23 protein-coding genes and 2 pseudogenes are annotated in these 26,192 nt (G+C 59.7%); 17 read left to right on the top strand and 8 right to left on the bottom strand.

Translation table 11 applies throughout. From position 1 onward, the window contains the following. Positions 1 to 580: pseudogene (locus E5W87_RS03190) on the bottom strand (hypothetical protein); the annotation flags it as partial. Positions 581 to 1,057: 477 nt separating this feature from the next. Here E5W87_RS03190 and E5W87_RS03185 point away from each other — a divergent pair. Continuing rightward, entirely contained in the window at positions 1,058 to 1,702 is a 645-nt protein-coding gene (locus E5W87_RS03185; protein ID WP_292393907.1) for a hypothetical protein, read from the top strand. A gap of 279 nt (positions 1,703 to 1,981) precedes the next feature. Here E5W87_RS03185 and E5W87_RS03180 read toward each other — a convergent pair whose 3' ends face one another. Continuing rightward, positions 1,982 to 3,040 carry a LacI family DNA-binding transcriptional regulator gene (locus tag E5W87_RS03180; RefSeq protein ID WP_292393905.1) on the bottom strand — a complete coding sequence of 353 codons (1,059 nt, stop codon included), beginning with the start codon at positions 3,038 to 3,040 and terminating at the stop codon, positions 1,982 to 1,984. Positions 3,041 to 3,250: 210 nt separating this feature from the next. Here E5W87_RS03180 and E5W87_RS03175 point away from each other — a divergent pair, with 210 nt between their 5' ends. From E5W87_RS03175 to E5W87_RS03145, 7 genes are all read left to right on the top strand, one after another. Beyond that, positions 3,251 to 4,240, top strand: coding sequence for an autoinducer 2 ABC transporter substrate-binding protein (locus tag E5W87_RS03175; RefSeq protein ID WP_292393903.1), 990 nt, complete (start codon positions 3,251 to 3,253; stop codon positions 4,238 to 4,240). An 85-nt stretch (positions 4,241 to 4,325) separates the two neighbouring features. Beyond that, positions 4,326 to 5,840 (top strand): sugar ABC transporter ATP-binding protein, encoded by a 1,515-nt coding sequence (locus E5W87_RS03170; RefSeq protein ID WP_292393900.1) that lies wholly within the window; start codon positions 4,326 to 4,328, stop codon positions 5,838 to 5,840. Continuing rightward, positions 5,833 to 6,834 carry an ABC transporter permease gene (locus E5W87_RS03165; protein WP_292393898.1) on the top strand — a complete coding sequence of 334 codons (1,002 nt, stop codon included), beginning with the start codon at positions 5,833 to 5,835 and terminating at the stop codon, positions 6,832 to 6,834. Before E5W87_RS03170 ends, E5W87_RS03165 begins: the two co-directional genes overlap by 8 nt. After that, on the top strand, positions 6,831 to 7,826 hold the full coding sequence (locus E5W87_RS03160; protein WP_292393896.1) for an ABC transporter permease: 996 nt from the start codon (positions 6,831 to 6,833) through the stop codon (positions 7,824 to 7,826). Before E5W87_RS03165 ends, E5W87_RS03160 begins: the two co-directional genes overlap by 4 nt. 5 nt (positions 7,827 to 7,831) lie before the next feature. Beyond that, complete coding sequence (locus E5W87_RS03155) at positions 7,832 to 8,680, top strand: sugar phosphate isomerase/epimerase (protein ID WP_292393893.1); 849 nt, start codon at positions 7,832 to 7,834, stop codon at positions 8,678 to 8,680. A gap of 82 nt (positions 8,681 to 8,762) precedes the next feature. After that, complete coding sequence (locus E5W87_RS03150; RefSeq protein WP_292393891.1) at positions 8,763 to 10,145, top strand: FGGY family carbohydrate kinase; 1,383 nt, start codon at positions 8,763 to 8,765, stop codon at positions 10,143 to 10,145. Further along, positions 10,142 to 10,834 (top strand): class II aldolase/adducin family protein, encoded by a 693-nt coding sequence (locus E5W87_RS03145; protein ID WP_292393888.1) that lies wholly within the window; start codon positions 10,142 to 10,144, stop codon positions 10,832 to 10,834. The genes E5W87_RS03150 and E5W87_RS03145 overlap by 4 nt, the downstream gene beginning before the upstream one ends. A gap of 399 nt (positions 10,835 to 11,233) precedes the next feature. On the opposite strand, the gene E5W87_RS03140 is transcribed toward E5W87_RS03145, so the two are convergent. Then, positions 11,234 to 11,908, bottom strand: a complete 675-nt coding sequence (locus E5W87_RS03140) for a protein-L-isoaspartate(D-aspartate) O-methyltransferase (RefSeq protein ID WP_292393953.1) — start codon at positions 11,906 to 11,908, stop codon at positions 11,234 to 11,236. 374 nt (positions 11,909 to 12,282) lie between these two features. Next, on the bottom strand, positions 12,283 to 13,125 hold the full coding sequence (locus tag E5W87_RS03135; RefSeq protein ID WP_292393886.1) for an alpha/beta hydrolase: 843 nt from the start codon (positions 13,123 to 13,125) through the stop codon (positions 12,283 to 12,285). A 518-nt stretch (positions 13,126 to 13,643) separates the two neighbouring features. On the opposite strand from E5W87_RS03135, the gene E5W87_RS03130 reads away from it, so the two are divergent. From E5W87_RS03130 to E5W87_RS03110, 5 genes and pseudogenes are all read left to right on the top strand, one after another. After that, entirely contained in the window at positions 13,644 to 13,937 is a 294-nt protein-coding gene (locus E5W87_RS03130) for a hypothetical protein (protein WP_292393884.1), read from the top strand. 255 nt (positions 13,938 to 14,192) lie between these two features. Further along, positions 14,193 to 15,542: an SGNH/GDSL hydrolase family protein gene (locus E5W87_RS03125; RefSeq protein ID WP_292393882.1), complete on the top strand. Its 1,350-nt coding sequence runs from the start codon at positions 14,193 to 14,195 to the stop codon at positions 15,540 to 15,542. A 239-nt stretch (positions 15,543 to 15,781) separates the two neighbouring features. Then, a complete protein-coding gene (locus E5W87_RS03120; protein WP_292393881.1) occupies positions 15,782 to 17,173 on the top strand; it encodes a family 16 glycosylhydrolase in 1,392 nt (463 codons plus the stop codon). Positions 17,174 to 17,278: 105 nt separating this feature from the next. After that, positions 17,279 to 18,913: pseudogene (locus E5W87_RS03115) on the top strand (type I secretion system permease/ATPase); the annotation flags it as partial. Positions 18,914 to 18,935: 22 nt separating this feature from the next. Next, positions 18,936 to 20,246 carry an HlyD family type I secretion periplasmic adaptor subunit gene (locus E5W87_RS03110; RefSeq protein ID WP_292393879.1) on the top strand — a complete coding sequence of 437 codons (1,311 nt, stop codon included), beginning with the start codon at positions 18,936 to 18,938 and terminating at the stop codon, positions 20,244 to 20,246. A gap of 499 nt (positions 20,247 to 20,745) precedes the next feature. On the opposite strand, the gene E5W87_RS03105 is transcribed toward E5W87_RS03110, so the two are convergent. Together E5W87_RS03105 and E5W87_RS03100 are read right to left on the bottom strand one after the other, a co-directional pair. Continuing rightward, the gene (locus E5W87_RS03105; RefSeq protein WP_292393877.1) at positions 20,746 to 20,958 is read right to left on the bottom strand and encodes a hypothetical protein; all 213 of its coding nucleotides are present in this window, start codon (positions 20,956 to 20,958) and stop codon (positions 20,746 to 20,748) included. 354 nt (positions 20,959 to 21,312) lie between these two features. Continuing rightward, positions 21,313 to 21,507 (bottom strand): hypothetical protein, encoded by a 195-nt coding sequence (locus tag E5W87_RS03100; protein ID WP_292393875.1) that lies wholly within the window; start codon positions 21,505 to 21,507, stop codon positions 21,313 to 21,315. Positions 21,508 to 21,775: 268 nt separating this feature from the next. On the opposite strand from E5W87_RS03100, the gene E5W87_RS03095 reads away from it, so the two are divergent. Next, complete coding sequence (locus E5W87_RS03095; protein WP_292393873.1) at positions 21,776 to 22,087, top strand: hypothetical protein; 312 nt, start codon at positions 21,776 to 21,778, stop codon at positions 22,085 to 22,087. A 10-nt stretch (positions 22,088 to 22,097) separates the two neighbouring features. Here the strand turns inward: E5W87_RS03095 and E5W87_RS03090 are convergent, their stop codons facing one another. After that, complete coding sequence (locus E5W87_RS03090; protein WP_095486599.1) at positions 22,098 to 22,352, bottom strand: DUF982 domain-containing protein; 255 nt, start codon at positions 22,350 to 22,352, stop codon at positions 22,098 to 22,100. A 236-nt stretch (positions 22,353 to 22,588) separates the two neighbouring features. Between E5W87_RS03090 and E5W87_RS03085 the strand changes: the two genes are divergently transcribed. Beyond that, complete coding sequence (locus E5W87_RS03085; RefSeq protein WP_292393870.1) at positions 22,589 to 23,032, top strand: hypothetical protein; 444 nt, start codon at positions 22,589 to 22,591, stop codon at positions 23,030 to 23,032. A 68-nt stretch (positions 23,033 to 23,100) separates the two neighbouring features. Continuing rightward, complete coding sequence (locus tag E5W87_RS03080) at positions 23,101 to 23,625, top strand: metallophosphoesterase (RefSeq protein ID WP_292393868.1); 525 nt, start codon at positions 23,101 to 23,103, stop codon at positions 23,623 to 23,625. 28 nt (positions 23,626 to 23,653) lie between these two features. Here the strand turns inward: E5W87_RS03080 and E5W87_RS03075 are convergent, their stop codons facing one another. Next, positions 23,654 to 24,682 carry an MBL fold metallo-hydrolase gene (locus E5W87_RS03075; protein WP_292393866.1) on the bottom strand — a complete coding sequence of 343 codons (1,029 nt, stop codon included), beginning with the start codon at positions 24,680 to 24,682 and terminating at the stop codon, positions 23,654 to 23,656. Between the two features lie 265 nt (positions 24,683 to 24,947). On the opposite strand from E5W87_RS03075, the gene E5W87_RS03070 reads away from it, so the two are divergent. Then, positions 24,948 to 26,111: a DUF3182 family protein gene (locus tag E5W87_RS03070; protein ID WP_292393863.1), complete on the top strand. Its 1,164-nt coding sequence runs from the start codon at positions 24,948 to 24,950 to the stop codon at positions 26,109 to 26,111. The last annotated feature ends 81 nt before the right edge of the window (positions 26,112 to 26,192 follow it).

Genomic DNA, 26,192 nt, shown 5'->3' with positions numbered 1-26,192 from the left:
CGGTAGGAAAGAAGTGCGCGAGCCACAGCATCATGCCGAGGCCCAGGTCCTGTTCGATGTCGAGCGTGCGCCAGTCGCGCTCCACCAGGTCATGCATCTGTGCGATCTCGGGCGCAAGTGCGTCTTCGTCGAGCGTCCGGTAGGAGACGTAGCCATCATAGGCGTCCATGCTGCCGAGGCCGTAACCGGGATAGGGGCTGCTCAAATCCTCCTGCATCTTCCAGATCACGCCGCGCCCGGGGATCACGAAAGCCGGATGAATGTCCCGCGCCAGCGCGATGCCACGCGCGCGATATCGCGGCTTCAGGTCACCAAGACGCGCCAAGGCAAACAGCCACATCGCCAGGTAGTGGAAATACTGTCCGTCGCGATCTGCCGCTTCGCCGATCCTCAATCCGCGCGAACGACCGAGCACAAGCTCGACCTCCGCCACCAGCCGCTCGGCCTCACCCAGCCAACGTTCGTCGCCGAGCTCCTTGTAAAGCGAGATATAGAGCACGACCCCGAAAGCATCGGTCCAGAGATAGCGCAGACCGTTGGGCCAGATGCCTTCGGCGCGCATCCAATCGAGCTTTCGCAAGATATAATCAACGTCGCGCAGCATAGCGGCGGTCTAAAGCATTAAGGGATAGGTATCGGGTGCTCCGGTCTTGGCATGATCCGGCCCGAGCGAAGTCCCGCCGGATTATAAGCGCGTCGACGATGCGGTTGCGAGCATGCGGCATGTCGAGCATGTTTGCCTCCGGTTAGTCTGCGTCAGATATCGCGAAACGAACTGGTCGGCGGCGGGTTCCTTGGCCGTCGCGATAAGAACAGAAGATGGACGGCGTTTCGAGTTCGCTCCGCTCTTCTCAAGAAAGCCCGTTCCGTCGGACCGGCCGTCTGACTGCGGCCATTGTCGTTGCGCACCGGCCGGCAAAGCCTAAAGAAAGCGTTCGAGCTACCAGAACGTACCCGCATTCAGCATTCTGGCGATAAACCAATTCGCACCTTGTTCTTCCTCGTGAAATTCAGGAAGGATGGATGATCGACTGAGGGATCGATTCGGAGCTTGCCTATGCGCGGACTGCAAGTGGCCCTGGCTGCGGTGATCTTGAGCACTTCAGTCAGTCCTGGACGCGCCGATGACAACTCCCGCTTTATCTATTTTGCGACCCAGGACCCTTTCACAGACGGTCTGCCGACGAAGAATGATCTTTATGTCTTTGGGGGCGTCTTTGCGCGCGGGTCCTTCGGGGATACAATCGACCTTTTTGATGCCAACTATACAGACAATTACATAATCGGGGCCGCATATGGTCGCGATCTCGTCGATATAGGCGCTGGTTTTGTTCTTGGTGGCGTCACCGGCGCGGCCATAAGATTCGGCGAGGACGATGATACGTCTGGCGAACTTTGGGCTGGAGGGCGACTTCGCCATCACGGTCTTGTCATTGGTGATTTGGCGATTGCGCCTGCAGTGACAGCTGGATTTAGTACCGTTACAGGCCCTACCGAGATCGAGCGCGGCCGCGAAATCCGCGACGATGGCGATGCATCATTCCTCGGCTTCGTTGGTGCGGAGCTTTCTTTCAGAGTTAGGCAAGCACCCAATGTCGAACTTGTCTACCAACTCCACCATAGATCCGGCGCCGACGGTACATTTGGAAATATGAAAGAGGGTTCTAATGCGAACACTCTTGGAGTCCGTTATCGCTTCTAACGCCCGGTGCTGGAGACCTTTTGCAGGCGCCCACGTGCCCCCCGTGTTGGGAACGGCGACACTCTCGTGAGGGCTCGGCACGGGAGATGGCGAGCGTGGCTCCAATTTAGGATCATTGTGAGCAAAGCCGCCAGGAGAAGGGGCGATGGCATTTCCGGAGAACAGATTCTGCGTCATCTGTGGCGAGGTGTGGTTGGGCAAAGGGTCTCAATGCCGACCGGCGCGATAAACCATTGAAATCTCAGGGCGGGTGGGGTCACCCCGTAGCCCCGTTCACACTCACGCCATATCCTTGAGCGTGTCCAGCGGCCCTTTCAGCGCAGACCTGGGCTGGATCAGCTCTGGCGTAATCAGGAAGCTCTGCGGCGGCGTCGTTGGTTCATCGATAAGCGCGAACGCCTTCGCAATCATCGCCTCAACATTCTGCCGCACCATGATTACCGGGAAGGGCAGGAATGACCCGAACGGATCATAGTCGTAGCAACCGACGACAAGCTCGCTAAACATCTCCGCCGGCCGGCCCGCCATGAAACGCAGCAGACCTTCCATGTTGATCGACGAATTGATGAACAGCGCGCGCGGCAGTTTGCCATGGCGTTGGTAAAACACCTCGAAGGCACGCAAAGTTATATCAGGCGAATACCCGGAGGACTGCACTCCGTCTTCAGGGTCGGCGCCCAGCAGTGCCTTCTTGGTCGCGTGGAAAGCGGCGATGCGTTCGCGGCTGGCGTGGTCGTTGCGGCCGCCAAACAGATACAGCTCGTCCGGCCGTAGGGGATCGTCATTGCCGAAGTGGTGGATGATTGCTTCCGTCAGCATCCGCGCGCCCTCATAATTGTCGCTGATCACCGAGTGCGCCTTCGCTCCCGGCAGGTCGATGTTGACATGCTTCAGCCCCGCCGATTCGCAGACCTCATGCACGCCGTCCGGATCGGTGGCGCCGACGATGAAGAGCTGGTCTATTGAATACGAGATCAGCGTCTCCGCGGTCCGCCGTTCCTCTTCCGGGTCGCGACTGGCGCTGACCACGACCGGACATTGACCGCGGCTGCGCACATGCCCCTCAAACGTCTGCGCCATGGAGGAGAAGTAGCGGTTGTCGTGGACGGGCAGCATAAGGCCGACCAGGCCCGATCGCGAGCGTCGCAAACCCCGCGCCTGCAGATTGGTGGTGTACTGGTGGCGTTCGGCGAGGCCGAGAATTGTTTGCGCCGTACTTTCCTTGATACGGCGCTTGCGCCAAGTGCCGTTCAGCACGGCACTCACGGTCGACGGCGAACTGCCCGATAGCACGGACAAATCATAGATCGTCGCCTTCTTCTTGACCCGCTGATCCATCTGGCGCCTCCGGCGCGTCTATTTAGAGCAACATCCCGCTTGACGAGAGCTTCTCGATGCACAATAGTTTTTGCACCATCGATTGTGCAAGCGAAAACCGGTGGATGATCGATGGGGAAGTGTCCCGTCTTTTCGGGGAGGTTTCTAACGGCCGCCGTCGTTCGACGGCTCGAGTGTGTTTCCACTAGGAACGTTATGGGAGGAATACAGATGAAAAAGCTCATGATCGCGGCGCTTGCCGCGACCCTTATGCTTGGCGGTTCATTCGCTGCGATGGCACAGCAGGCCGGCAAGGTCGGCGTCGTCGTCAAGATCGGCGGCATTCCGTGGTTCAACGCAATGGAGGCGGGTATCAAGGAGCGCGGCCAGAAGCTCGGGATCGACGCGTTCATGGTCGGCCCGACCAGCGCTGATCCGGCACTGCAAGTTCGCGCAATCGAGGATCTGATCGCTCAGGGCGTCAAAGTCATCGGCGTCGTGCCGAATGATGCAAAAGTGCTTGAACCAGTGCTGCAGAAGGCCAAGGACGCCGGCATCATCGTCATCACGCATGAATCGCCTGGCCAGAAGGGCGCCGACTGGGACTTCGAACTCGCGTCCGCCACCGGCTTCGGCGAAGCTCATGCCAAGCTCCTGGCGAAGAAGATGGGTGGCAAGGGTGAGTATGCAGTGTTCGTCGGCTCGCTGACGGTGCCGCTGCACAATGCCTGGGCCGATGCGGCAATCGAGTATCTGAAGAAGAACAATCCCGACATGAAACTTGTCGGCGAACGTTATGGCGTCGCCGAGGATGTGGACAAGAGCCGCAGCACTGCACTTGACTTGATCTCCGCCAATCCCGGCTTGAAGGGCTTTCTCGCCTTCGGCAGCCAAGGACCGATCGGCGCTGGCCGCGCAATCGAAGAGCGCCGGAAGGTGGGCGAAATTTTCGTGCTCGGGCCATTCTCGCCAGGCCAGGGCCAGAAGCTCATCAAAAGCGACGCGATCTCCGGCGGCTTCATGTGGAATCCGAAGCAGGCGGGCGAGGTTTTCGTCACGCTGGCCGACCATCTCATGAAGGGCAACGAGATCAAGGATGGTGATACGATCGAAGGGCTAGGGACAGTTAAGCCCGACTTCGAAAACCGTAACATCATCGTTGATCAGCTGGTCCCCATCAACAAGGATACTGTCGACGACCTCGCGGCGATGGGCCTGTAAAGCCTCCCAAGGCTATGGCAGCCGGGCTGGCCTTGAGCCGCCCGGCTGCAGGATTGCAACCGATTGGATCCAGGGTTTCAACTCGATGGCTGATCAGGCACTCGATGGCGCCGCATCACGGCCGTTGCTGTCGCTCCGCAACGTCAACATGACGTTCGGCGGCGTGAAGGCGCTGAAGAATGTCAGCTTTGAGGTGCTGCCGGGCGAGGTGCATTGCATGGCCGGCGAGAACGGCTCCGGCAAGAGCACGCTGATCAAGGTCATTACAGGCGTGTACAAGCCCGAGGCGGGCGCCGTGATCAACTATGACGGCCAGAGCTACTCCCACATGTCGCCGGTAGCGGCGCAGGCCGGCGGGATTCAGGTTATCTGGCAGGACCTCGCCCTGTTTCCCGAGATGACTGTCGCCGAGAACATCGCGTTCCAGACTGTCATCGGCCGCTGGCCGCGGCTGGTGAACTATGCCGAAATGCGCCGTGTCGCGACCAACGCCTTGCAACGTCTTGGTGTTACCCTCGATGTCGATCTCGCACTAAACCATTTTCCCATCGCACAGCGGCAGATCGTAGCAATCGCGCGCGCCCTCGTCGGCCAGGCGAAGCTCGTCTTCATGGACGAGCCGACGGCATCGCTCACTCAATCCGAAACCGACTATCTGCTGGATATCGTGCGCAATCTGTCGGCGTCGGGCGTCGCCGTTGTGTTCGTCAGCCATCGCCTGGCGGAGGTTCTTGAAATCTCCAGCCGCGTGACCGTGCTGCGCGACGGCGGGCTCGTTGGCGTCTATCCAACCAAAGGCCTGACCCAATCGCGCATCACCGAGCTGATGACAGGCAAGACCTTCGGCTATTCCGTTCTGCGCCGGGATTTAGGCACGAGCCCGGTTATGCTTGAGGTCAAGGGGCTGTCGCGGCCCGGCGAATTCCAGGATGTGTCCTTGACGGTCCGGCGCGGCGAGACGCTCGGCATCACCGGGCTTCTCGGGGCAGGGCGCACCGAGCTCGCGCTGACGCTGTTTGGCATGCGCAAGCCGAAGTCCGGCTCTGTCGTCCTCGATGGCAACCCCGTTCGCTTCAGTTCCAACCGTGACGCGATCGCCGCCGGCGTCGCCTATCTTTCGGAAGACCGGCTGTCGCTCGGTCTCATTCAGCCCCAGGCAATCGCCGATAACATGGTGATCGCGTCGCTAGACAAGATCCTTTCGCGCGGTTTCATTTCGAGCGATCGCAAGCGATCTCTGGTCAATCGCTGGATAGGGGATCTCGGCGTCAAGATCGGAAAGCAGGACGACGCGATCTCGACCCTGTCAGGGGGAAATCAGCAACGTGTCGCCATTGCAAAATGGCTGGCGACCGATCCGAAACTGCTTATCCTCGACGCACCGACAGTCGGCGTCGATGTCGGCGCGCGCGCCGGCATTTTCGACATCGTTTCCAAGCTGGCGGACAGCGGCCTGGCTATTATCCTGATCTCGGATGAGGTCCCTGAAGTCTATTTCAACGCGGACCGTGTGCTGCACATGGCTCAGGGGCGCATTGTCGGCGAATATGCACCGGGAGCTACGACCCTCCAGACGATCGAGGAGGCGGTCTATGCGTAGGTTTGTCCGCTCCCACGCTACGGAACTGGCGTTGCTCGCCGTGATCGCGGTCATCTGCGTCTTCCTTTCGTTTGCGACAGACCGGTTCTTCACCCTCGGCAACGCGTTTGACCTTCTCAACACCAGCTCGGTCAACATCATCTTCGCTGTCGGCCTGCTCGTTGTGCTGATTGCCGGCGGCATTGACATCTCCTTCGCGGTTGCTGCCTCCGTTGTGCAATATCTGACGGCGACCGTCCTCGGTTGGGTCGGCGGCGGGAATTGGATTGTCGGCCTCATCATCGCTGGCGCTTTGGGCGTCGCGTTGGGCTGCATCAATGCCTTCTTGATCCACGGGTTCAGGATCATCTCGATCGTCGCCACGATTTCGACCTTCAACATTTTCTTCGGCTTGCTGATGTTCTTCACAGGCGGCGTGTCGATCTACAATCTGCCGGACTGGCTCACCACCCGCGTCGTGCTGTTCGAGCGAGAAATGGCTGACGGGACCTGGGCGGAGATCACCCTACCTGTACTCATTATGGCCATATGCGTGTTCGCTACCTGGGCGTTGATCACGCGCACCACCACTGGTCGCCAGCTCTACGCATTTGGCGACAATCCAGAGGGCGCGCGCCGCTTCGGCATCAATATCGGTGCCATGCAATTTATCGCTTTCGGCTGGCTTGGCATGATGGCGGGCATCGCCGGTCTCGTCCAAGCGCATTACGCGCAGGAAGTCGTGCCGAACGCCCTTTATGGGCGCGAACTTGACGTTCTGGCAGCCGTAGTCCTCGGCGGTGCGCGGCTCGGCGGCGGCAAAGGCAGCGTGCTCGGCTGCATTCTGGGCGTTCTGTTGGTCTCGATCACCCAGAACGGACTCAATTTGATGGGTGTGTCGCCTTTCGCGTTCAAGATGATCGTCGGCGCCATCATTCTTGCCGCCATCACTCTGTCGAACACCAGCATCGAACGCCTGCTGCCGTTCCTGAAAAGCCGACGGGTGCCTTCATGACGGTTTTGATTGACCGCGCCCGCAATGCGCTTGGCCCCGAACTGGCAGGTCCGCTTGCCGCGTTCGCGGTGGTCATGGTCGTGTTCGGAATTGCCGCGCCGAACTTCCTTTCCCGCGCCACCTTCGGATCCGTCGCCTTCCAGTTGCCGGAGCTCGGCCTCCTCACACTCGCCATGCTGCTGCCGATCCTGACCGGCGGCCTGAACCTGGCCATCACCTTCACCGCCAACATGGCCGGCCTGACGCTGGCTTGGGTACTGCAAAGCCAGGGAGGCGTCGACGCGGGCATCGGCGCCTTTGTCCTCGGCTCGGTCCTTGCCGTCGCGGTCGGAGCACTGAGTGGGCTGATCATGGGGCTCGTCATCGCCCACACCAAGGCTCACCCGATCCTGGTCTCGCTGTCGATGATGATCTTCCTGCGCGGTCTCGGCGAATTCCTGACGCGCGGCGGCGACGTGTCCGGCATCCCCGGCTTCCTGGCGCGGATCGGCTACAGTTCGATTTTTGGCATTCCGGTGCCATTGCTCATCTTCATCGCTAGCGTGCTTGTCTGGCACCTCCTGCTGACGCGCATGAAGCTAGGCTTCAACACCTACATGATCGGCTCCAACATCGAAGCCACGCGCTATTCCGGTATCAATACGCGCAAGGTACAGATTCTCGTCTACACATTGTCCGGCGCGATGTGCGCGGTCGCCGGTATCATCATGCTGGCGCGCTTCAATTCGGTGCGTGTCGGCCACGGCGAGTCTTACCTGCTGATCACCGTGCTTGCCTGCTTTCTTGGTGGGGTCAATCCGTTCGGCGGCTTCGGTCGGGTGATCCCGGTATTCGTTGCGCTGGTTGTGCTCCAGCTTCTGTCCTCGGGACTCAATCTGATGGGCGCCAACCAGCATCTTGCGACGGCGGTCTGGGGCATTTTGATGATCACGGTGATGATCCTGCGCTGGCTTGCCGGGCGCCTCAAATTCCTAAACACAAACAGAGGGTGAGTTAGATGCATGGTTTTGGGGTCCACACCTCGATGTGGACGATGAACTGGGATCGGGCCGGCGCTGAGAAGGCGATCGCGGCTTCGGTCAAATACGGGATGGACTTTATCGAGATCGCGCTTCTGAACGCGCTGGCGGTCGATGCCGCGCATACACGCGCCTTGCTCGAAAAGCACAATCTTCCTGCCGTTTGCTCGCTTGGCCTGCCGGAGCGCGCCTGGGCCTCGGTGCGGCCGGATGCTGCCATCGAACATCTCGAAGTGGCGATCGACAAGACCGCCGAGATGGGCGCGCTGGCGCTTTCCGGCGTGATTTTCGGCGGTATCGGCGAACGCACCGGCCTGCCACCGACCGAGAAGGAATACGACAACATCGCGCATGTGCTGACCGTCGCCGCCAAGCACGCCAAGAAGCGCGGCATCGAGCTCGGAATCGAGGCGGTGAACCGCTACGAGAACCATTTGATCAACACCGGCGCGCAGGCCGTCTGGATGGTCGAGAAGGTCGGGGCCGACAACATCTTTGTTCATCTCGATACCTACCACATGAACATCGAGGAGAAGGGGGCCGCCAATGGCATTCTGGCCGCACGCGATCACCTGAAATATATCCACTTGTCCGAGAGCGACCGCGGCACACCAGGCACCGGCAACTGCCCCTGGGACGAGATCTACGCGACGCTGGCGGCGATCGGCTTCAAGGGCGGACTTGCCATGGAAAGCTTCATCAACATGCCGCCGGAAGTCTCCTACGGTCTCTCGGTCTGGCGGCCAGTCGCCAAGGACGAGGCCGAAGTGATGGGCAATGGCTTGCCGTTCCTGCGCAACAAGGCTCGCCAATACGGTCTGATCTGACACGATGGGTGACGGGCAGAAGGTGGACGGCGCGAGGATCGCGGTCTTCGACGTCGGCAAGACCAACATAAAGCTCTCCGCGATGACGTTCGACGGCACGCTTGCGGAGAGCCTCTGCGTCAGCAACGAAGTGCGGCCCGGTCCGCCTTGGCAGCACCACGATCTCAATGGCATTAGCGACTGGCTGTTCGGCTCGCTCGCCACTTTGTGCCGCCGTCATCCGTTGGAAAAGGTGGTCGGCACCGGACATGGCTCCGCGGGGGTTCTGGTGAACGCAGATCCCGACGACACTTCCGCCCTGCCGATGATTGACTATGAGCAGGACCTGCCGCCTGCAATTCGCGATGGCTACGCGCCGCTTTCGGGCGATTTCTTCGATCGCGGCAGCTCGATCATGCTGAAGGCCGCCCACCAGGCGCGCCAGCTGTACTGGATGCATCAGGTTGATCCGGAGCGCGTCGCTCAGGCTCGTTGGTATCTCGGCTTGCCCCAATATTGGGCCTGGCGGCTGTCAGGTGTGCCATCGGCTGAAACGACGATCCTCTCGGCACAATCACATCTGTGGAACAATGTGCGCAAGCACTGGTCACCCATTGTGGCGGGGCAGGGGTGGCAGCGCCTCATGCCACCATTCCATTCGGCCTGGGAGACGCTTGGGCCAATCCGCCAGGATCTGGCGCGCCGGCACGGCATACCGGAAAAGCTGGCTGTTCTGACCGGCGGCCACGACAGCAGCCTGAACCTCTACCGCTATCAGGCAGCAGGCATGCGCGACGCCTGCGTGATCTCGACCGGAACCTGGATTGTCGGAATGTGCGCGGCGACACCTTTCGACCAACTCGATGAAAATCGTGGAATGGTGCTGAACAGCGACGTGACGGGACGCCCGGTCGGCGGCGTTTTGACCATGGGCGGACGTGAGTTCAGTCATGTGGCAGGGCAGGGGCAAGAAGGAAATGCAGCCGACGCTGCGCTGGTCAGTTTGCTGATTGAGCGGGGCACTTTCGCATTGCCGTCGTTCGGCGACGATGACGGCCTGTTTCCTGGCAGCGCTGGGCGCGGCCGGTTTGAAGGGCCGCCTGCAGAAACCCCTGCAGAGCGCAAGGCGCTCGCGGTGCTCTATGCCGCGCTGCTGACGGTGGGATGTATCGATGCGCTGAACGAAAACGGGCTGGTTGCATTGGATGGCGCCTTCCTGAGGGATCCGCTCTACGCCACACTGGTTGCCGCGCTGCGGCCAAACGCCGAAACGGTCTACAACCTCGACTCCTACGGCACCGCTTCGGGCGCGGCGTTACTTGGCGAACATGAAACTCGTGACACGCCGGCTCCCATCGCACTCAGCCTACCGGCCGCCTTTGCCGGCGATCGTCAGGCGCTCGCAGCCTATGCACGGCGGTGGCGCGAACTGGCGAAGCGAAACAACTTGCAACAGGGCAAGACCAGCAAAAGGAACGATCGATGACTGATGACAGCGCTCTGCGCCGCGAGATGGTGGATGTTTGCCGCCGGATGAACTCCAGCGGTATCAACCAGGGCAATGCCGGCAACCTGTCGGTGCGCTCCAGCGACGGTTTCTTGATCACGCCCTCGTCGCTGCCCTACGAAACGATGACTCCCGAAGACATCGTCGAGATGGACTTTGACGGTACCTATGTCGGCCGACGACCCTCCTCGGAGTGGCGCTTCCACCGTGACATTTTGAGGGAGCGGCAGGAGATCAACGTCGTACTGCATTGTCATTCGCTCTACGCCACGACGCTGGCCTGCCATCATAAGACGATCCCGAGCTTCCACTATATGACAGGAGTGGCGGGCGGTACGACCATCCGCTGCGCGGGCTACGCAACCTTTGGCACGCAGGCCTTGTCCGACAATGCCTTGGTTGCACTCAAGGATCGCCTCGCTTGCCTGCTCGGCCAGCACGGGCAGATTTCGCTCGGCAAGACCATGGAAGCCGCGTTGTGGCTGGCGAACGAGGTCGAAACCCTGTCGCGCATGTATGTCCAGGCGCTTACCCTTGGCGAGCCGCCGGTCCTTTCCGACGAGGAGATGGCCCGGGTGATCGAGCAGATGAAGAAGATGAGCTATGGCCGAGCGCCCGATCCGGAGGGAACGAACGATTTGGCGCGGCCGCGCGGCGCCGCGGCCTAGCACTGCTTTGGCAGATTTTTAGTGGAGAGATGCCTGAGCCACTGGCAGCGGATTGGTGGCAGCTGTGCGAGGGCTGAGGGATTGCCTGTCGATCGTCCTGGTTTCATCCCATTCGCCGCCTCGAGCTCGCGACTGTGGCAGGTGAGGCCTGAAATGTCGCCCTTACGCCAAACGTTGAACCAAATTGTTCAGCAGGAGCGGCGACACCCCGGCGATGACAGCCGCAGCCGCGTCGTCCAACATAATGCCGAGACCCCCTTACCTTGTCGTGTACGACGCAGATGGGCCAGGGCGAGGCGCTGTCACGGGCACAGTCGGGTTAGAAACGATCCACGCGCGACCTGCGTCCTCTAGTATAGCTAAGTTGCTGACCCTGTGGGCCCGATGTCCGCACCCTCATTAGACCGTTTCGAGCCGGCTGAACCGAACTGGGATGAGTTTGCGGGTCTTCAGTTGCCCTACCGAATCCTTGTCGATGACCGTCAGCAACTGCCCTTGCTCGGGCCCCACAGGTATAACCAGGCGGCCCCCCGGCTTGAGCTGCTCAAGCAAAGCCGACGGCGCCCGCCCAGCCGCCACGGTGACTAGGATCTTGTCGAACGGGGCGTGCTCGGGCCAGCCGCGAGACCCGTCTCCGACACGAATGCTGACATTGGATAGACCGAGGCCCTGCAGGAGAGCCTCGGCATGGCTCGCGAATTCCTCGATGATTTCGACGCTCCAAACGTGCCCGGCGAGTTCCGCGAGGATTGCGGTTTGGTAGCCCAGGCCAGTGCCGATCTCAAGCACCGCCTCGCGCGGTTGAAGAGCAAGGAGATCGGTCATGAGAGCGACGATGAACGGCTGCGAGACGGTTTTGTCGAAGCCGATCGGCAGTGGCATGTCCTGATAGGCATAAGGAGCGACTGAGCTTGGCACGAAGAGATGGCGCGGCACCCGCTGCATCGTTGCCATCACCCGTTCATCGAGCGCCGCCTTGCCGAGTTCGTCGCTTGCAAGGTCCGTATGGATCGCAATCATCTCGACCATGTGTCGGCGTAAAACTGCGAGATGTTGTTCGTTCATTGGCTTCATGACGGTGGGGCTTTCATCAACCAGCTTGCTGCCAAATAGGCTTATATCCTGTTCGTCACAGCAATGCCCGTCATGGTTCCAGTTGCAGGTGGCCACCGCGACCGGAGGCAATTTTAGCGTTGCGTGGTATACCGGTGGCAGCCCTGGAGATCCGGTGCCATGTCACCATAGCGGTATGTCCTAGATCGCGGTGATCGAACGATGAACGGCTGAATTGCCACATGCGTGGGCAGCCGGCGATCTCGATCGGGGCGTTGTCGTTGTAGTAGAGGACGGCGGTTTCACCGAGCGATGCTGCGACTGCTGCATGGCTTCGGGCAGCGGAATGCCACGACGGGCGTTCCCGCACGTCGAGCCAAAGTCCGGGCAGGCCGCTACTTTATCGCTTCCACGAGTGCTGAGTGGAACTCGCCAGGTGCCTCTATCTGTGGTGAATGTCCAAGCTCTGAGAACTCCACGAGCGTCGCGTTTGGAATGGCCGCGGCTGCGGCGCGCCCGAGTTTTGGATATTGGCCGAGCGTCTTCGCGACCTCCGCGCTGGCGCGATTGCTGCCCGGGGCTGTGCGATCCTTGCCTCCGATGATCAGCGTTGTCGGGACGGAGATATTGCCAAACTCATGGATCACAGGTTGGGTGAAGATCATGTCCGAGGTTTGGGCCTGATTCCACGCCACTATCTCCTTGCCCTGGCCGGCGTACATGCCAGCCAGCATGCTCACCCAACGGTCGTATTCCGGCTTCCAGTCGCCATTGTAGTAGAAGCGCTGCTGGTAGCCCTTGATGCTGGCGAAGCTGGTTTTCAGTTCGTTCGCGTAGGCCGTGTCGAGAGTGGCATAGGGGACAGCTTTCGCCTGCCAGTCCTCGAGACCGATCGGATTCACCAGCACCAGGCGCTCCACGGTTTGAGGAAACAGCAGGGTGTAGCGCGCTGCCAGCATGCCGCCCATGGAATGGCCGACAAGAATGACGCGTGACACATCGAGGGATTTAATGAGCTCAGCGGTGTTGGTGGTCAGTTGCTGAAACGAGAATTGATATTTCTGCGGCTTGGTGGACTTGCAGAAGCCGACCTGGTCCGGCGCAATGACGCGGTATCCCGCCTTCGTCAGCACGTCGATGGTCGCTTCCCAGGTTCCGGCGCAGAAATTCTTGCCGTGCAACAGCGCGACGGTCTTGCCGTTCGCTCTCCCGCGCGCTGGAACATCGAGATAAGCCATTTCGATGGGCTGGCGCTGCGAAGCGAAGCGGTAGATCTTGACCGGATGGGCATAGCTGAAGCCCTCCAGCCGAGGCCCGTAGACGGCACTGGAGGCGGTCGCGCCGGCGTCCTGGGCGAGAGCCGATGTCGATATGGTGAAAAAGATTGCTGCGCTGGCTGGAATACGCATGGAAGTCCTCTCTATAATTCTCGGCGAGAATTATGGCCATCAATACGAGCGGCTTGTGACAGGCCTCATCACCATGCCGGCACGGAGATAACGATCAGTTGATCGCGGGAGCCGAATGAATGTGAGCCTCACGGTGTGATCCGATGGGCTCGGGTCCTAGCTCACCGGCCATCAGTTACCGCAAGGAAGCGAACCGTAATCGGCGGCGCTTTTGTACCGCCCGAGATTGGACAATGGCAGGCACAAAGAGCACCGCCTCTTTGCCGTGCACGGCACGACTTCGCTGTTGGAGAATTCGGGGCTACACTATCATCGGCGACGCCCACGTACATTACGTCGGTAGAGAGATGGATCTGCAAGCCTTCAGCGATTCGATTGTGCAATTACAGCCGCCCGCCGGCTTGAGCCCCGCCCTGGAGGCGCTGTGGTGGGATGCAAAGGGCGATTGGGATAAAGCGCACGAGCGCGCGCAGGCGCTCGACGATACCGCGGGTATGCGCGTGCATGCCTACGTCCATCGCAAGGAAGGCGATCAATCGAATGCGGAATATTGGTATCGTCGCTGCGGCGCCGCGCCGTCGACCTTGACGCTTGATGAGGAATGGCAAGAGTTAGCGCGTGCACTTTTGGGGCAAAGCTGACGCCTTCCGCACGCCAAGTCTGGTTCTGGAGGCCTTCAACCGAACCGCAGCGATGACTTTGATATAGTACCGCGGTCACGGTCGAACGGCCTGCTCAGTCCGCCGCTCGCAAGAAGCAGGCAGGCGGCATCCCTCTGCCACGGCATCTTGCTCCTGGCGCTGGTCCAAGATCGCAACGGAAGTTCAATTTCATTTCCTCTGAAGCCCGTCATAATTAGGCCGGCGGCGGCATTACCAGCATGTCTCGAGGAGGAGATGAAAATGCGGTTCAATAGGTGTTTCACTTTTGCAGGTGAACTTTCATCGGTGCTTTCTCCCGCAGCAGGGAGGAAACGGCGCCTGCGTCAGACTATCCTGATATGCGCCGCTGTGGCGGCCGGTTCCGCGACGGTTGGTTTCGGGGCACAAGGCGCCGAAACGGGAACCTGGATCACCAGTTGGGCTGCCACACCTGCTCCGCGTTGGTCGGATGATCTTCCTGCGCCTTTTGGAGTGCCGGAGGTATTGGAGAATCAGACCGTCCGCCAAGTTGCCCGCATCAGCGTTGGCGGCAATACCGTCCGGGTCGTCCTATCGAATGCTTTCGGCGCTAAGCCGCTGACTATCGGTGCCGGCAGCGTCGGAATAGCAGGCAAGGACGGCGACGTCGATCAGGCGACCCTGAAGCCCCTCACATGGGGCGGCAAGAGTTCTGCGGTCGTTCCGCCGGGAGCCCCGATCCTCAGCGATCCCGTCGACCTCCCGGCAGAAGCGCTTTCCCAAATCTCGGTCAGCATCTTCCTGCCGAAGAAGACGGCGCTGTCATCGGTGCATTGGGATGGTGTGCAAACCGCCTACATCTCCGGCCCGGGAAATTTCACAAACGACGCGGCGTTCAAGGCGGTCAGCACACTCAAATCACGCCTTTTTCTGAGCGACATATGGGTTGACGCCGCGCCGGAATCCCAAGCGATCGTGTTTTTCGGGGATTCCATCACGGATGGGAATTGCTCGACCCCCGACGCCAACAACCGCTGGCCAGACCATATCGCCAAGCGATTGCAGGAGACCGCCCACAAGGTCGCGGTGGTTAACGAAGCTTTTTCGGGCAATCGCGTGTTGACCGACGGTATGGGTGTCAATGCTCTGGCGCGTTTTGATTCTGATATCCTGAGCCATCCAAAAGTCTCGACCGTCGTCGTGATGATGGGCATCAACGATATCGGTTGGCCCGGCGAAAATGCAATCACGCCGGACGACAAGGAACCGACCGCCGAAGATATCATCACCGGATACAAACAGCTCATCGACCGCGCGCATGCCCATGGCATACGCATTGTAGGCGCGACGTTGACCCCCTTCGCCGACACCTTCAAAGGACTTCCCACCGAGGGTTACTACACACCCGAGAAGGAAAAGAAACGGGTAGCTGTGAACGAATGGATACGCACCGGTGGCGGCTTCGATGGCGTGATCGACTTCGACAAGGTGATGGAAGACCCGGCCAAGCCAGGGTATCTGCGCGACGACTACGACTGCGGCGATAATCTTCATCCCAACGACGCGGGATACAAGGCGATGGCAGACGCGGTCGATCTCGACGTTCTATTGGGTTCAGCTAAATAGGTCGCTGCTGACCTTGTCGCGCCGCTCAGTATTGCGCGGCAAGGTCGGATCCTCCGGATGTCGAGACCGAGAATTGCAACCCGGTGCTTGGGACTGGGATCCGGATTTCGCACACCGGTCCTACGGCGTGTTAAGCGTTTGGTAACTCTCCTAAGTCGAAAGCCAAAACGCACTGGCTCCTTTTGCCGTGATAAATGTTAGGGCTGCCATCGAGGCGAGATAAAGGAGAAAAGACCGGGATGGCCACGGTACTGAACGCCAAGGGCGTTCCACTTCCCTACAGCGGGTCCTCCGTAAAGTGGTATTCAGCGACGAATTCCAGCCCAACACTTTATGGCAGCACGTCCAACGACTCGATATATGGGGACGGCAGCGTCACCGTCACAATGTATGGCGGCAAGGGCGATGATATCTATTATCTGTATTCCTCGAAAAACAAGGCGGTTGAGCGGCCCGGCGAGGGTGTCGACACCATCTCGACCTGGATGAGCTATAAGCTCCCAGCGAATTTCGAGAACCTGACGGTCACGGGCGACAAACGCTATGCTTTCGGAAACGAGCTGAACAACATCGTTACTGGCGGCTCCGGCCAACAGACGCTCGACGGCTTACAGGGCGATGACGTTTTGAAGGGCGGATCAGGGGCGGACATTTTCGTCGTGAACCCCGGCAACGGCAGTGATCTGATCCTGGACTTTGGCGCTCAGGATACCGTGCGCGTCGGGAGCTACGGCTTCACCTCCTTCGAGGAGGTGCGCGTCAACATGGTCCAGTCGGGAGCGAATGTCCGACTTAATCTGTCCGACAGCGAGTTTCTCGTCTTCGCCAACAAGACCATCGGCGAGCTTACCGCAAGTCAGTTCAAGCTGGCCGTGGACAGGTCAGCTCTGGAACTCACCTTTTCGGACGAATTCGATACGCTGGACCTGTGGAATGGCTCGAGCGGCACCTGGGACTCGAATTTCTGGTGGGGGGACGCAAACGGCAGCTCGCTCACGAGCAACAAAGAGCTTCAATGGTATATCGATACCAACTACGCCCCGACAAGTTCCGTCAACCCGTTCAGCGTTGACGACGGTATTCTTACGATTACCGCCGCCAAGGCTCCTGCGGCGATCCGGCCCGAGATAAACAACTACCAATACACGTCGGGTTTGCTGACGACCTACGAATCCTTCGCGCAGACCTACGGCTATTTCGAAATTCGGGCCGACATGCCCGAAAAACAGGGTGTATGGCCGGCCTTCTGGCTTCTCCCGGCAGACGGCTCCTGGCCACCGGAACTGGACGTCGTGGAGATGGTCGGTCAGGATCCAAACAAGCTCGTGCTGACGAGCCACTCGAACGAGACGGGGACTCAGACGACAGTGACCTCGACGGCGTATGCCTCGGATACCGAAGGGTTCCACACATATGGCGTGCTGTGGACAGAAGACGAACTCGTTTGGTATTTCGATGACGTCGAAGTTGCTCGTGCCGCAACGCCTGCCGATATGCACGAGCCGATGTATATGCTGGTCGATCTGGCGGTTGGTGGCGTCGCGGGAGCGCCTGCCGACGGGCTTGCGACGCCGGCGGAAATGCAGATTGACTACATCCATGCCTATGCGTTGAACGATTGGATTATCTAGGCGTAACACCTGACGGTGGGCTCGGCACGGACACGTTCGTCATCAGGCCTGATTTCGGGCGCGGTCATTGCCGCCTGAGCCTGAACCGGGACTGATGTGAAGGCGATGTCGCATCCCCATCCATCCGAGCCGCCGCGAACGACCTTCGCAGCAGTTCTGGCTTCCTTCCGTCGCGCGTTGGCCGCAATTGCCTTGATCAGCGGCGTCGTCAACGTTCTGGCGTTGACCGGCTCGTTCTTCATGCTGCAGGTCTATGATCGCGTCATACCTGGCCGCAGCGTGCCGACGCTCGTCGGACTTGCCGTGTTTGCCGGCACGCTCTTTGTTTTTCAGGGCGTTCTTGAACTCATCCGATCGCGGCTGCTGGTGCGCATCGGGATGGCGCTGGACGCGCGCTTGAGCGGACAGGTCTATGCCGTTCTCATGCGTTTGCCGTTGCGCACGAAGGTCGCAGGCGACGGGCTTCAATCCTTGCGCGATCTCGATCAGGTGCGATCGTTTCTGTCGAGCGCCGGTCCAACCGCGCTTTTCGACCTACCCTGGATGCCGCTGTATCTGGCAATTTGCTTCCTGTTCCATTTCTGGATCGGCATGACGGCGCTGGCCGGCGTGGTGATTCTCTTCAGCCTGACATTGCTTGCCGAAATTCGCACCAGAGAGCCCGCCAGAAAGGCAAACAGTCAAGCGGCGGCACGCAACACGCTTGCCGAAGCGACACGTCGCAATGTCGAGGTTCTGCAGGCCATGGGCTTTGGATCACGCATCGCCGAGCGCTGGTCAGGGATCAATGCTGACTATCTCGACACCAATGCCACGGCGAGTGACCTTGCCGGGACACTCGGAACGATCTCGAAGATCCTGCGCATGATGCTGCAATCGGGTATCCTGGCCATAGGCGCTTATCTGGTCATCCATCAGGAAGCGACTGGCGGCATCATGATCGCCAGTTCGATCATGATGAGCCGGGCGCTCGCACCAATCGAACTGGCTATCGCGCACTGGAGGGGTTTCGTCACCGCCCGCCAGGCCTGGACCCGGTTGACCCAGCTTTTGGTCCTGCTTCCCGAAACTGCCATAAGTGTCTCGCTGCCTGCACCGAGATCTGCTCTTTCGGTCGAAAATATCAGTGTCACACCGCCGGGAGAGCGCCGTTTGGTCGTGCAAGACGCCACCTTTGCATTGGAAAGGGGCGTCGGCCTTGGTATTGTCGGGCCGAGCGCTTCTGGCAAGTCATCGCTCGTGCGCGCTATTGCCGGTATATGGCTCCCCGTTCGTGGAACCGTCAGGCTGGATGGCGCAACGCTCGACCAGTGGTCGCCGGAAGAGCTGGGCAACCATGTCGGCTATCTGCCGCAGGATGTGCAATTGTTCGACGGCACCATTGCCGAGAATATCGCGCGCTTCGAACCGCAAGCGCCCTCGGACAAGATACTGGCGGCTGCGCGCGCGGCCGGCGTTCATGATCTCGTCATTCATCTTCCGGAAGGCTATGAGACGCGGATCGGCGAGGCCGGATCGGCACTTTCGGCTGGCCAGAGGCAGCGGGTGGCGCTTGCACGGGCTCTCTACGGTGACCCGTTTCTTGTTATTCTCGACGAGCCTAACTCCAACCTCGATGCGGAAGGCGAGGCCGCGTTGACGGAAGCAATTCAAAATGTCCGCGCTCGAGGCGGCGTTGCCATCGTGGTCGCACACCGGCCGAGCGCGCTGGCAAGCCTGGATCAGGTTCTGGTGATGGCGGGCTTGAAGAGACGGCATCCTGATGGCGCAACGCACGATATTCGCGGCGGATCGCACTATTCGACGCTATCTGCTTGGCGGTGTCGCAACCTGCATCCTGCTGGTCGGCGGGGCGGGGAGTTTGGCTGCCGTCACCACGCTCTCCGGAGCCATTATCGCTTCGGGAAAATTGGTCGTCGATTCCAGCGTCAAGAAAGTCCAGCATCCGACCGGTGGCGTGGTCGGTCAAATCTTCGTCCGGGAAGGTGATGCCGTGCAATCGGGCAAGGTTTTGATCCGCCTCGACGAGACGATCACTCGGGCCAATTTGGCGATCGTCACGAAGAGCTTGGACGAATTCGAGGCGCGACTGGCTCGCCTTGAGGCCGAGCGCGACGGCAAAGGAAGCATCACCTTTCCAGCTTCGCTTGTGTCACGGCAGGATGCCCCTGAGGTTGGTCGGGCGATGGCCGGCGAGCAATCACTGTTCGAATTTCGCCGACAGGCACGCGCCGGCCAGAAGGCTCAGTTGGAAGAGCGCATCGCGCAGCTTGCCGAAGAAGTTTCCGGCCTGACCGAGCAAAGAGATGCCAAGAGCCAGGAAATCAAGCTGATCGGATTTGAGCTCGAAGGCATGCGCAGACTTTGGCAACGCAAGCTGGTTTCAATTGATCGCATAACTGCGCTTGAACGCGATGCCGTGCGGCTTAAAGGTGAGCACGGGCAACTGACTGCGGCCATAGCGCAATCGAAGGGTCGTACATCGGAGATCCGTTTGCAGATCATTCAGATCGACCAGGATTTGCGCAGCGAGGTGGCGGCCGAACTACGTGACGTCCAGGCAAGGATCTCTGAATTCGTCGAGCGCAAGGTCTCGGCTGAAGATCAGCTCAAGCGTATCGACGTTCGCAGTCCGCAGACCGGCGTCGTTCATCAGCTCGGCGTACATACGGTCGGTGGTGTGATTTCTCCGGGAGAACTCATCATGCTGATAGTCCCGGTGACCGACGACCTGACCGTCGAGGCGCACGTGGCACCCCAAGATATCGATCAATTGACGCCAGGGCAAAGCGCGACCTTGCGGCTGTCGGCATTCAATCGGCAAACAACACCGGAGCTGAACGGTGCCGTGGGCAAGATTTCCGCCGACCTGAATTTCGATGAGAAAACAGGCGCCGGCTTTTACACCGTGCATGTTGCTTTGCCGCGCACAGAGCTTACCAGGCTCAAGGGCCTGACCTTGGCGCCTGGAATGCCCGTCGAGGTGTTCTTTTCGACCGGCAGCCGCAGCATGCTGTCCTATCTCGTGAAACCTTTGGCGGACCAAGTCCAACGGGCATTCCGGGAAGAGTAGGCTGCGTCTCTGGGCGAGCCGACGAGCTAAATTCCGGAACAAGGGCGCGATTTTGCCGTTTCGCCTGAAACTGGAAGCAATCCCACATGTGCTTAGGCATGATTTGATAGCCGCGCCGATGCTGCTGAGTGCAGCGTCGGACGTAAACATCGTGCGTCCTCTAGCGAGCTTCTCCTCAAATACTTTTTGTGGAGATCGTCTGGCAGACCCAAATAACCGCGACCGCTCCCCGTCTCATTTAGTTCCTTGGCCAGGAGAACGCGCTCCCGTGCCTTTGCTACTGTCACTTCAATTCCGCGCTCGTCACCGTCGCTCGTTCGAATCCAACAGTCCGGCGTGCTGTTATCGAAGGGAAAGCGAAGGGATCCTTGGAAGCCAATCTGGCGAAGGTAGGCCATTACGGGAACGACTTCATCGGACAGCTTCTTGAATGGATTTTGCCTGACGCGGAAGCGCTCGATATCCTGCGTTGCAGGAGGACGGCAGGCCTCCCCCACGGCTAGGCCTTCAGCCCATCTTCATTGCTGGCCGGACGACCTATCTCCACCAAGCGGTATGCGGCCTCGACCAGACACCGTTGCGCGCGTATCCTGCTGCACAGCGCGATATTCTCGGCCAGCATTTTTTCTGTACGTTCAAGCGCGAGTTCGGTCCGCTTGATGCGCTTCATGGCATCGGCCATCGCGCGTCCGTGGGGTTCCATGGTGTTCATCACGATTTGCTAACTCATGGCGGACCGGATCGTTCCCTCCTGGCCTGACCAGAGCCGTCACTGGCGCCATGGTTTCTTCCGGGCGCTCTTATGGGTCGGAACCGGTCCCATTTAGCCGTTTGTGATTGCAGGGCATTCGGTCAGCGCCTGGGAGTGAGCCATCAACTCGCGCATCCAAATCAATTCCGCCCACGTTTCTGAGTATTAGCGCGGCTCTACGAAGCCGTAAGTTCAGCGATCGCCTGTTTCTGACTGACATCGGACAGGCCGGGCATTTGCTTGCCACCTTGATGACGGAACGATGTATCGCAGGCCGTTCACGCCTCACAGTTGCGTAGATTTCAGTGATCGATTTCATGGCATGTTTCCATTTTGCCGACAGTGAACAAAATAATTGCGATAGCGCTCGATCTCGGCCTTGGTCGCCTGCTGCACGTGCTCCAGGGACTTGCGGTCGGTATCGGATTTTCCATCCGGTTTCGCTCGCATGACCGGATTGAAGGCCTTGCTGATGACGAATTCGGCCAGTTCCTGCTGGGCGTTAGCCATGATCATTTCTCCCTCGAAATTGGCTGTCCGGCCTTATTCCTGGTGGGAATTGAAGGTTCCCTCAGCGACGGTTTTGTCGCGGCCGGACGCGACAATAATCGCAGGCTTGGAAGTGCTTGGTTCGGCCGACATCTGGTGGCGGTTAGTCCCCAGCCAGGTTGGATGGAACTAAGCTGCAAATCTGCCGTTGGCCTCATCAACGAAACACGCGCCAAAGGCGAGACGCACTTTTCAAGGTTTCGCGCAGCCAAAATCGGGGAGCCGGAGTATGACCAATATGCCAGACGAAACAATTGACGGAGATCGGATAGGCTCAAGCACAGACAATACCGAGCACGCCGATGAGCGCAGTCCTGATGGTCATCAGGGCAGAAAGGACAATCGACTAGATCAAGCCGCCGAGCCGGACAACAACCGTCCGCAAGAGGATCCGGCAGAAGGTTCGCGCGATACGGTGGAACACGAACTGGACAGACAGAAACAATCGGAGGCACCTCGCGGCGAGGCGAAGCGCGCGCGAGACGATCTACAGCGGCAGGTCAAAGAAGAGATCGAGCTGCCTCAACGGGGCTCTGCCTGACAGCGCCGATCTAGATTTGTTCGCCGAGCAGGATTCTCGCATCCTTGGCCGCGACGATGAACGCCTGGCGCGCGACCCTTGGCGGCTTTTCGCCGCGAATAACAGCAAGGCAGGCCTCGATTGCAGCGAGCCGCGTCTTGGAGGCTGGCGCCGGCCAGTCCCTCAGCAGCACTTCAGCCGCGTCGGAGACCGACAAAACAACCCTGTCGCGGTCGATCCGGCCAGGTTGAACGACAATCGGCTTTCTGAAACGTCTCGTACGCACGACACTCTCCAAAGCGGCAGTATGTTAGCCGCGTCTGATCTTCTTGGCCACCTCAAATGTTGATTGCTGTCGGACTTGCTGCTGCCCTGTCCACTGGCCTTTGCGATCTCACCCACCCCGCGCAGCAAAGGTCACGCCACGAAGGCGATCTCCCAGCCACATTGTCGGCTGGATTTGGCGATCAGGTGCCAGCCAGGGAGCAGACCGACGCTGCTTCAAGGAGGCCAGGCAGCATTATGAAATCACTCATTGCAGGAGCGGCCTGCTTGGCTCTGTTCGTGTCGGCATGTACCGCATCCCCTGAACAACAGCAGAGTATCTCGAGCACGCCAGTGAAATTGGCGGAGCCGCGGATCGTGATCGAGGCCGACCCTGCGCCGCCGTTCACATACTGGGCGCCGGAAGGCTCGACGATACGCAACCATCCGCGAAATCCCGCGATTTGGGTCGCGCAAGTCGCCGGCCAGCCGCAGCGATACTATTACGGAGATCAGTGTCAGGCGTCCCGTTACCAGCATCTTCTCGGTCGACCGCTCACTGAAATGCCGGATGCGCCGAAGGAAGCTATCTGGCGCATCCACTGCTCGACATGCGCCCGCATCTCGGATCTCGGCTGGGCCCGGATGAACATCAGCTACGATGAGGACGCTCGGACAATTGTCGAGATTGCCTGCGGGTGACCGATGATCTTAGCTTGCCCACCATCGCGTCGCGTTGGGGAAGACAGGCTTAAGCCAAGAGCTGCTCGATGATCTATTTCACGGCCGACACACATTTCAGCGATCCCCGCATACTGCGTATCGATCGTCGCCCGTTCGGCTCGCTGGCAGAACACGATCGAACGCTGATCTCGCTCTGGAACGAAACCGTCAGCCCGGACGACGAGATCTGGCATCTCGGCGATTTCGCGAAGGGATCGGCCGAATTCGTTTCATCGCTCCTGTCGTCTCTTCATGGCCGGAAGCACTTGATTATCGGCAACAACGATGGCGCAGCGACTATCGGCGCCGCAGGTTGGGCCAGCACACAACATTATAAGGAGCTGACGATAGACGGCAGGTTGCTGATCCTTTGCCACTATCCTTTTCGCACCTGGAATCAGATTGGCAAGAAATCGATCGATCTGCATGGCCATTCCCACGGCAAATTGACCCCGGTTACACGCCAGTACGACGCAGGCGTCGACAGCTGGGATTTTCGACCGGTCACCCTTCCCGTCATCCTTGCCCGACGACGTCGGCGAACGGCCCGCAGCGGTATTCAACGCAAGTGATCAAAAACGCGGATCATGCGGCTGTTGCTTACATGTCGGTATTCATTGTCCCCGGTTGAAAGGCGTTTCCGGCGGCTAGATTTGCCGCGAACTCCGCATGCAGCTCATCTTCGTGTCCGAGATAGCGAGGAGAAAAGTGCATCGGCACGGCATGCTCAACACCTGCAAGCCGCGCGATAGTGCCGGCTTCGGCCGTCGTGAGATGCCGCTTCGCGGCGGCCAGCCGCCGATCTTCCTGCAGGAAGCCCGCTTCGATAAACAGCTGGCTCGCGCCGTGCGCAAGCGCAACGACACGCGCGAGATTTGCCTCGTTGAACGCGAGATCGGTCGCATAGGCAATCCTCTGTCCGGGACCGGTTCTCAGGGCTCCGGCACCGAGGAGTTCTCCGACCGAGATATGCCGATCCGCGGTCGGGGCGAGTGTCGTTTCCGGATCAGCTCCGCGCCGGACCGCACGCTTGGCTTCGTTCAACCAAGGTCCGACAGGCAAACCCAACGCTTCCAGTTGTGGCTTTTGCACATTGACCCGAATCTTTTCCTGAAACGCGAATGCAAGGCATGGAACGCCGTGGTCGAGCATCGCTGCTTCGACACGGAAATCGGGATCATCGAGCAGGATATTTCCCTCAGCTGGGGTTGAGGCCGTATCCTGCCAAGCGAAGCCCGATCGCGCCCGAAAGAGGCGGGAATGACGAAATCCGGTCGGCGTCCAGTCGCAGGCCGCTATCATGAAGTCGTGGGACTGTTCGTCGAGGAGATTCCACGTGTAGGCGCTGAGCTTGGCTTGCACGGCCTCGGTCAACCCAGGCGGGCCGAAGAAATGCACTGTTCTATTCCTGTATAGAAATAACCGCAGGAGCCGATCGAAGCCGGCGAAGTGATCCATGTGCATGTGTGATACGAATACGTGGCTGACGCGCAGGATTTCGCGCGGCGAAAGTGGCGACAGATCACCAATGTCGAAGAGCATCGCCCGGTTGCCGAATCGGAAATCCAGAAGAAGCCCGGCATCCGAGAAGGGATCGTTGATCAGGCGCGGCTGAACAAGCAACGTCACCGAATTTACCCGATACTGTTTTCGAATTTCGCCACTAGGCGCTCACCTTCAGACACGACCTGAACCTGAGGTCTATCCTCTCTAATCGTGCGCTCTGGGAAGCGGTTCCCATGGATATCGTTCGAGACGACGCAGAAGATGGCGGGCCGGCCAAGCCAGACTGAACGTTTCTGCCATCTTCTGCGTTGTCTCGGTTCGGAGCGAAGAGCAGACCGCAACGCGGGCAACCCGCGGCCACAACGAGGTAGCACAAAGAACGAGCGACATGACCGAGCACAAAGGCACTCAGCCTAGCGAGGCAAAGGGAACGGTGATCGCATTCTCAGCGCCGGGCTGCGAGCCCCTCTACGCTCACGAACGGGAAGCCGTGGCTGCCGTTGCCCGCACGATTGCAATCCTCAAGGGATTTGCCTTCCGGCGCGGCCTAGGCAACAGCAGCGGCAACGGCGGCGGCTTGTATTTCGTGCCCGACGACAGCTTGCTTGTCACCGATGCGGCACGGCTGGGTATCGGCGGACCGCAAGACCTCTTCGGCGGCGTGGTGCCTTGGCGTTTCGCAATGACCAAGGCCATAACCCATGAACTGGTGGACGGCTTGGCCAAACGACCGAAAGAATGGTCAACCGGCTTCGGCAGAACTGTCAGCGCGGCAGTATTGCCTGGCTACACGGTGTTTTCGCGGCACGATGCGCTGCGGGCGGCCGAACGTCTGCTGAGGCTCGGGGTTGCCCGGCTTAAGCCGCCGCTTTCCTCGCGAGGCCAAGACCAACGCATTGTTCGGACCGTTGCTGACGTCGAGAGGCTGCTTGAGCGGTACCGCTCCTCCGACTTGGACGAGTGCGGTCTGGTGCTCGAAGCGGACCTCCGCGACATCGTCACGCTGAGCGTCGGCAGAACGGAAATCGATGAGATCATGGTCGCGTATTACGGCACTCAAAGGACGACCACCGATAATGCGGGACAATCCGTTTATGGCGGATCCGATCTCATTGTAGTGCGCGGCGGATGGGAAGCTCTCGAAGACCTTCAGCTTCCTCGCGCACTGGCTTTGGCAACGGTGCAGGCGAGGGCCTATGACGCGGCGATGGCTGACTATCCCGGATTTTTCGCCTCGCGGCGCAATTACGATATCGGCCAGGGCGTCGATTCGTCGGGTGTCTGGCGATCCGGTGTGCTCGAAGCCAGCTGGCGCATTGGCGGCAGCAGTACTGCCGAGCTTGCGGCAATAAACGTCATGAAGCAGAACCCGGACATCCAACTCGTCCGCGCGTCCGCAGTTAAGGAGTTCGGCAACAACAGCCGGCTACCGGTGAACGCGGACGTTCACTTTCAAGGAGAAGACCCCGATGAAGGTCCGATCACGCGCTATACCGTCGTCACCCATGCGATCCGGGAGCCCGCCGAAGAAATCGGCCGATTAACATCTTAGGCTTGGTGCGATCGTCCCTGTGACATTGCGCCGGCTCATGAGTGTCAAATGAGGATCGCAAAACTGTTAAACCAGGGAACA

This window comes from Mesorhizobium sp. (assembly GCF_004962925.1).
In the GTDB taxonomy this organism is placed as follows: domain Bacteria; phylum Pseudomonadota; class Alphaproteobacteria; order Rhizobiales; family Rhizobiaceae; genus Mesorhizobium.
Note: the sequence above shows the minus strand (reverse complement) of the source record. Positions and strands in the feature narration are given on the sequence as shown.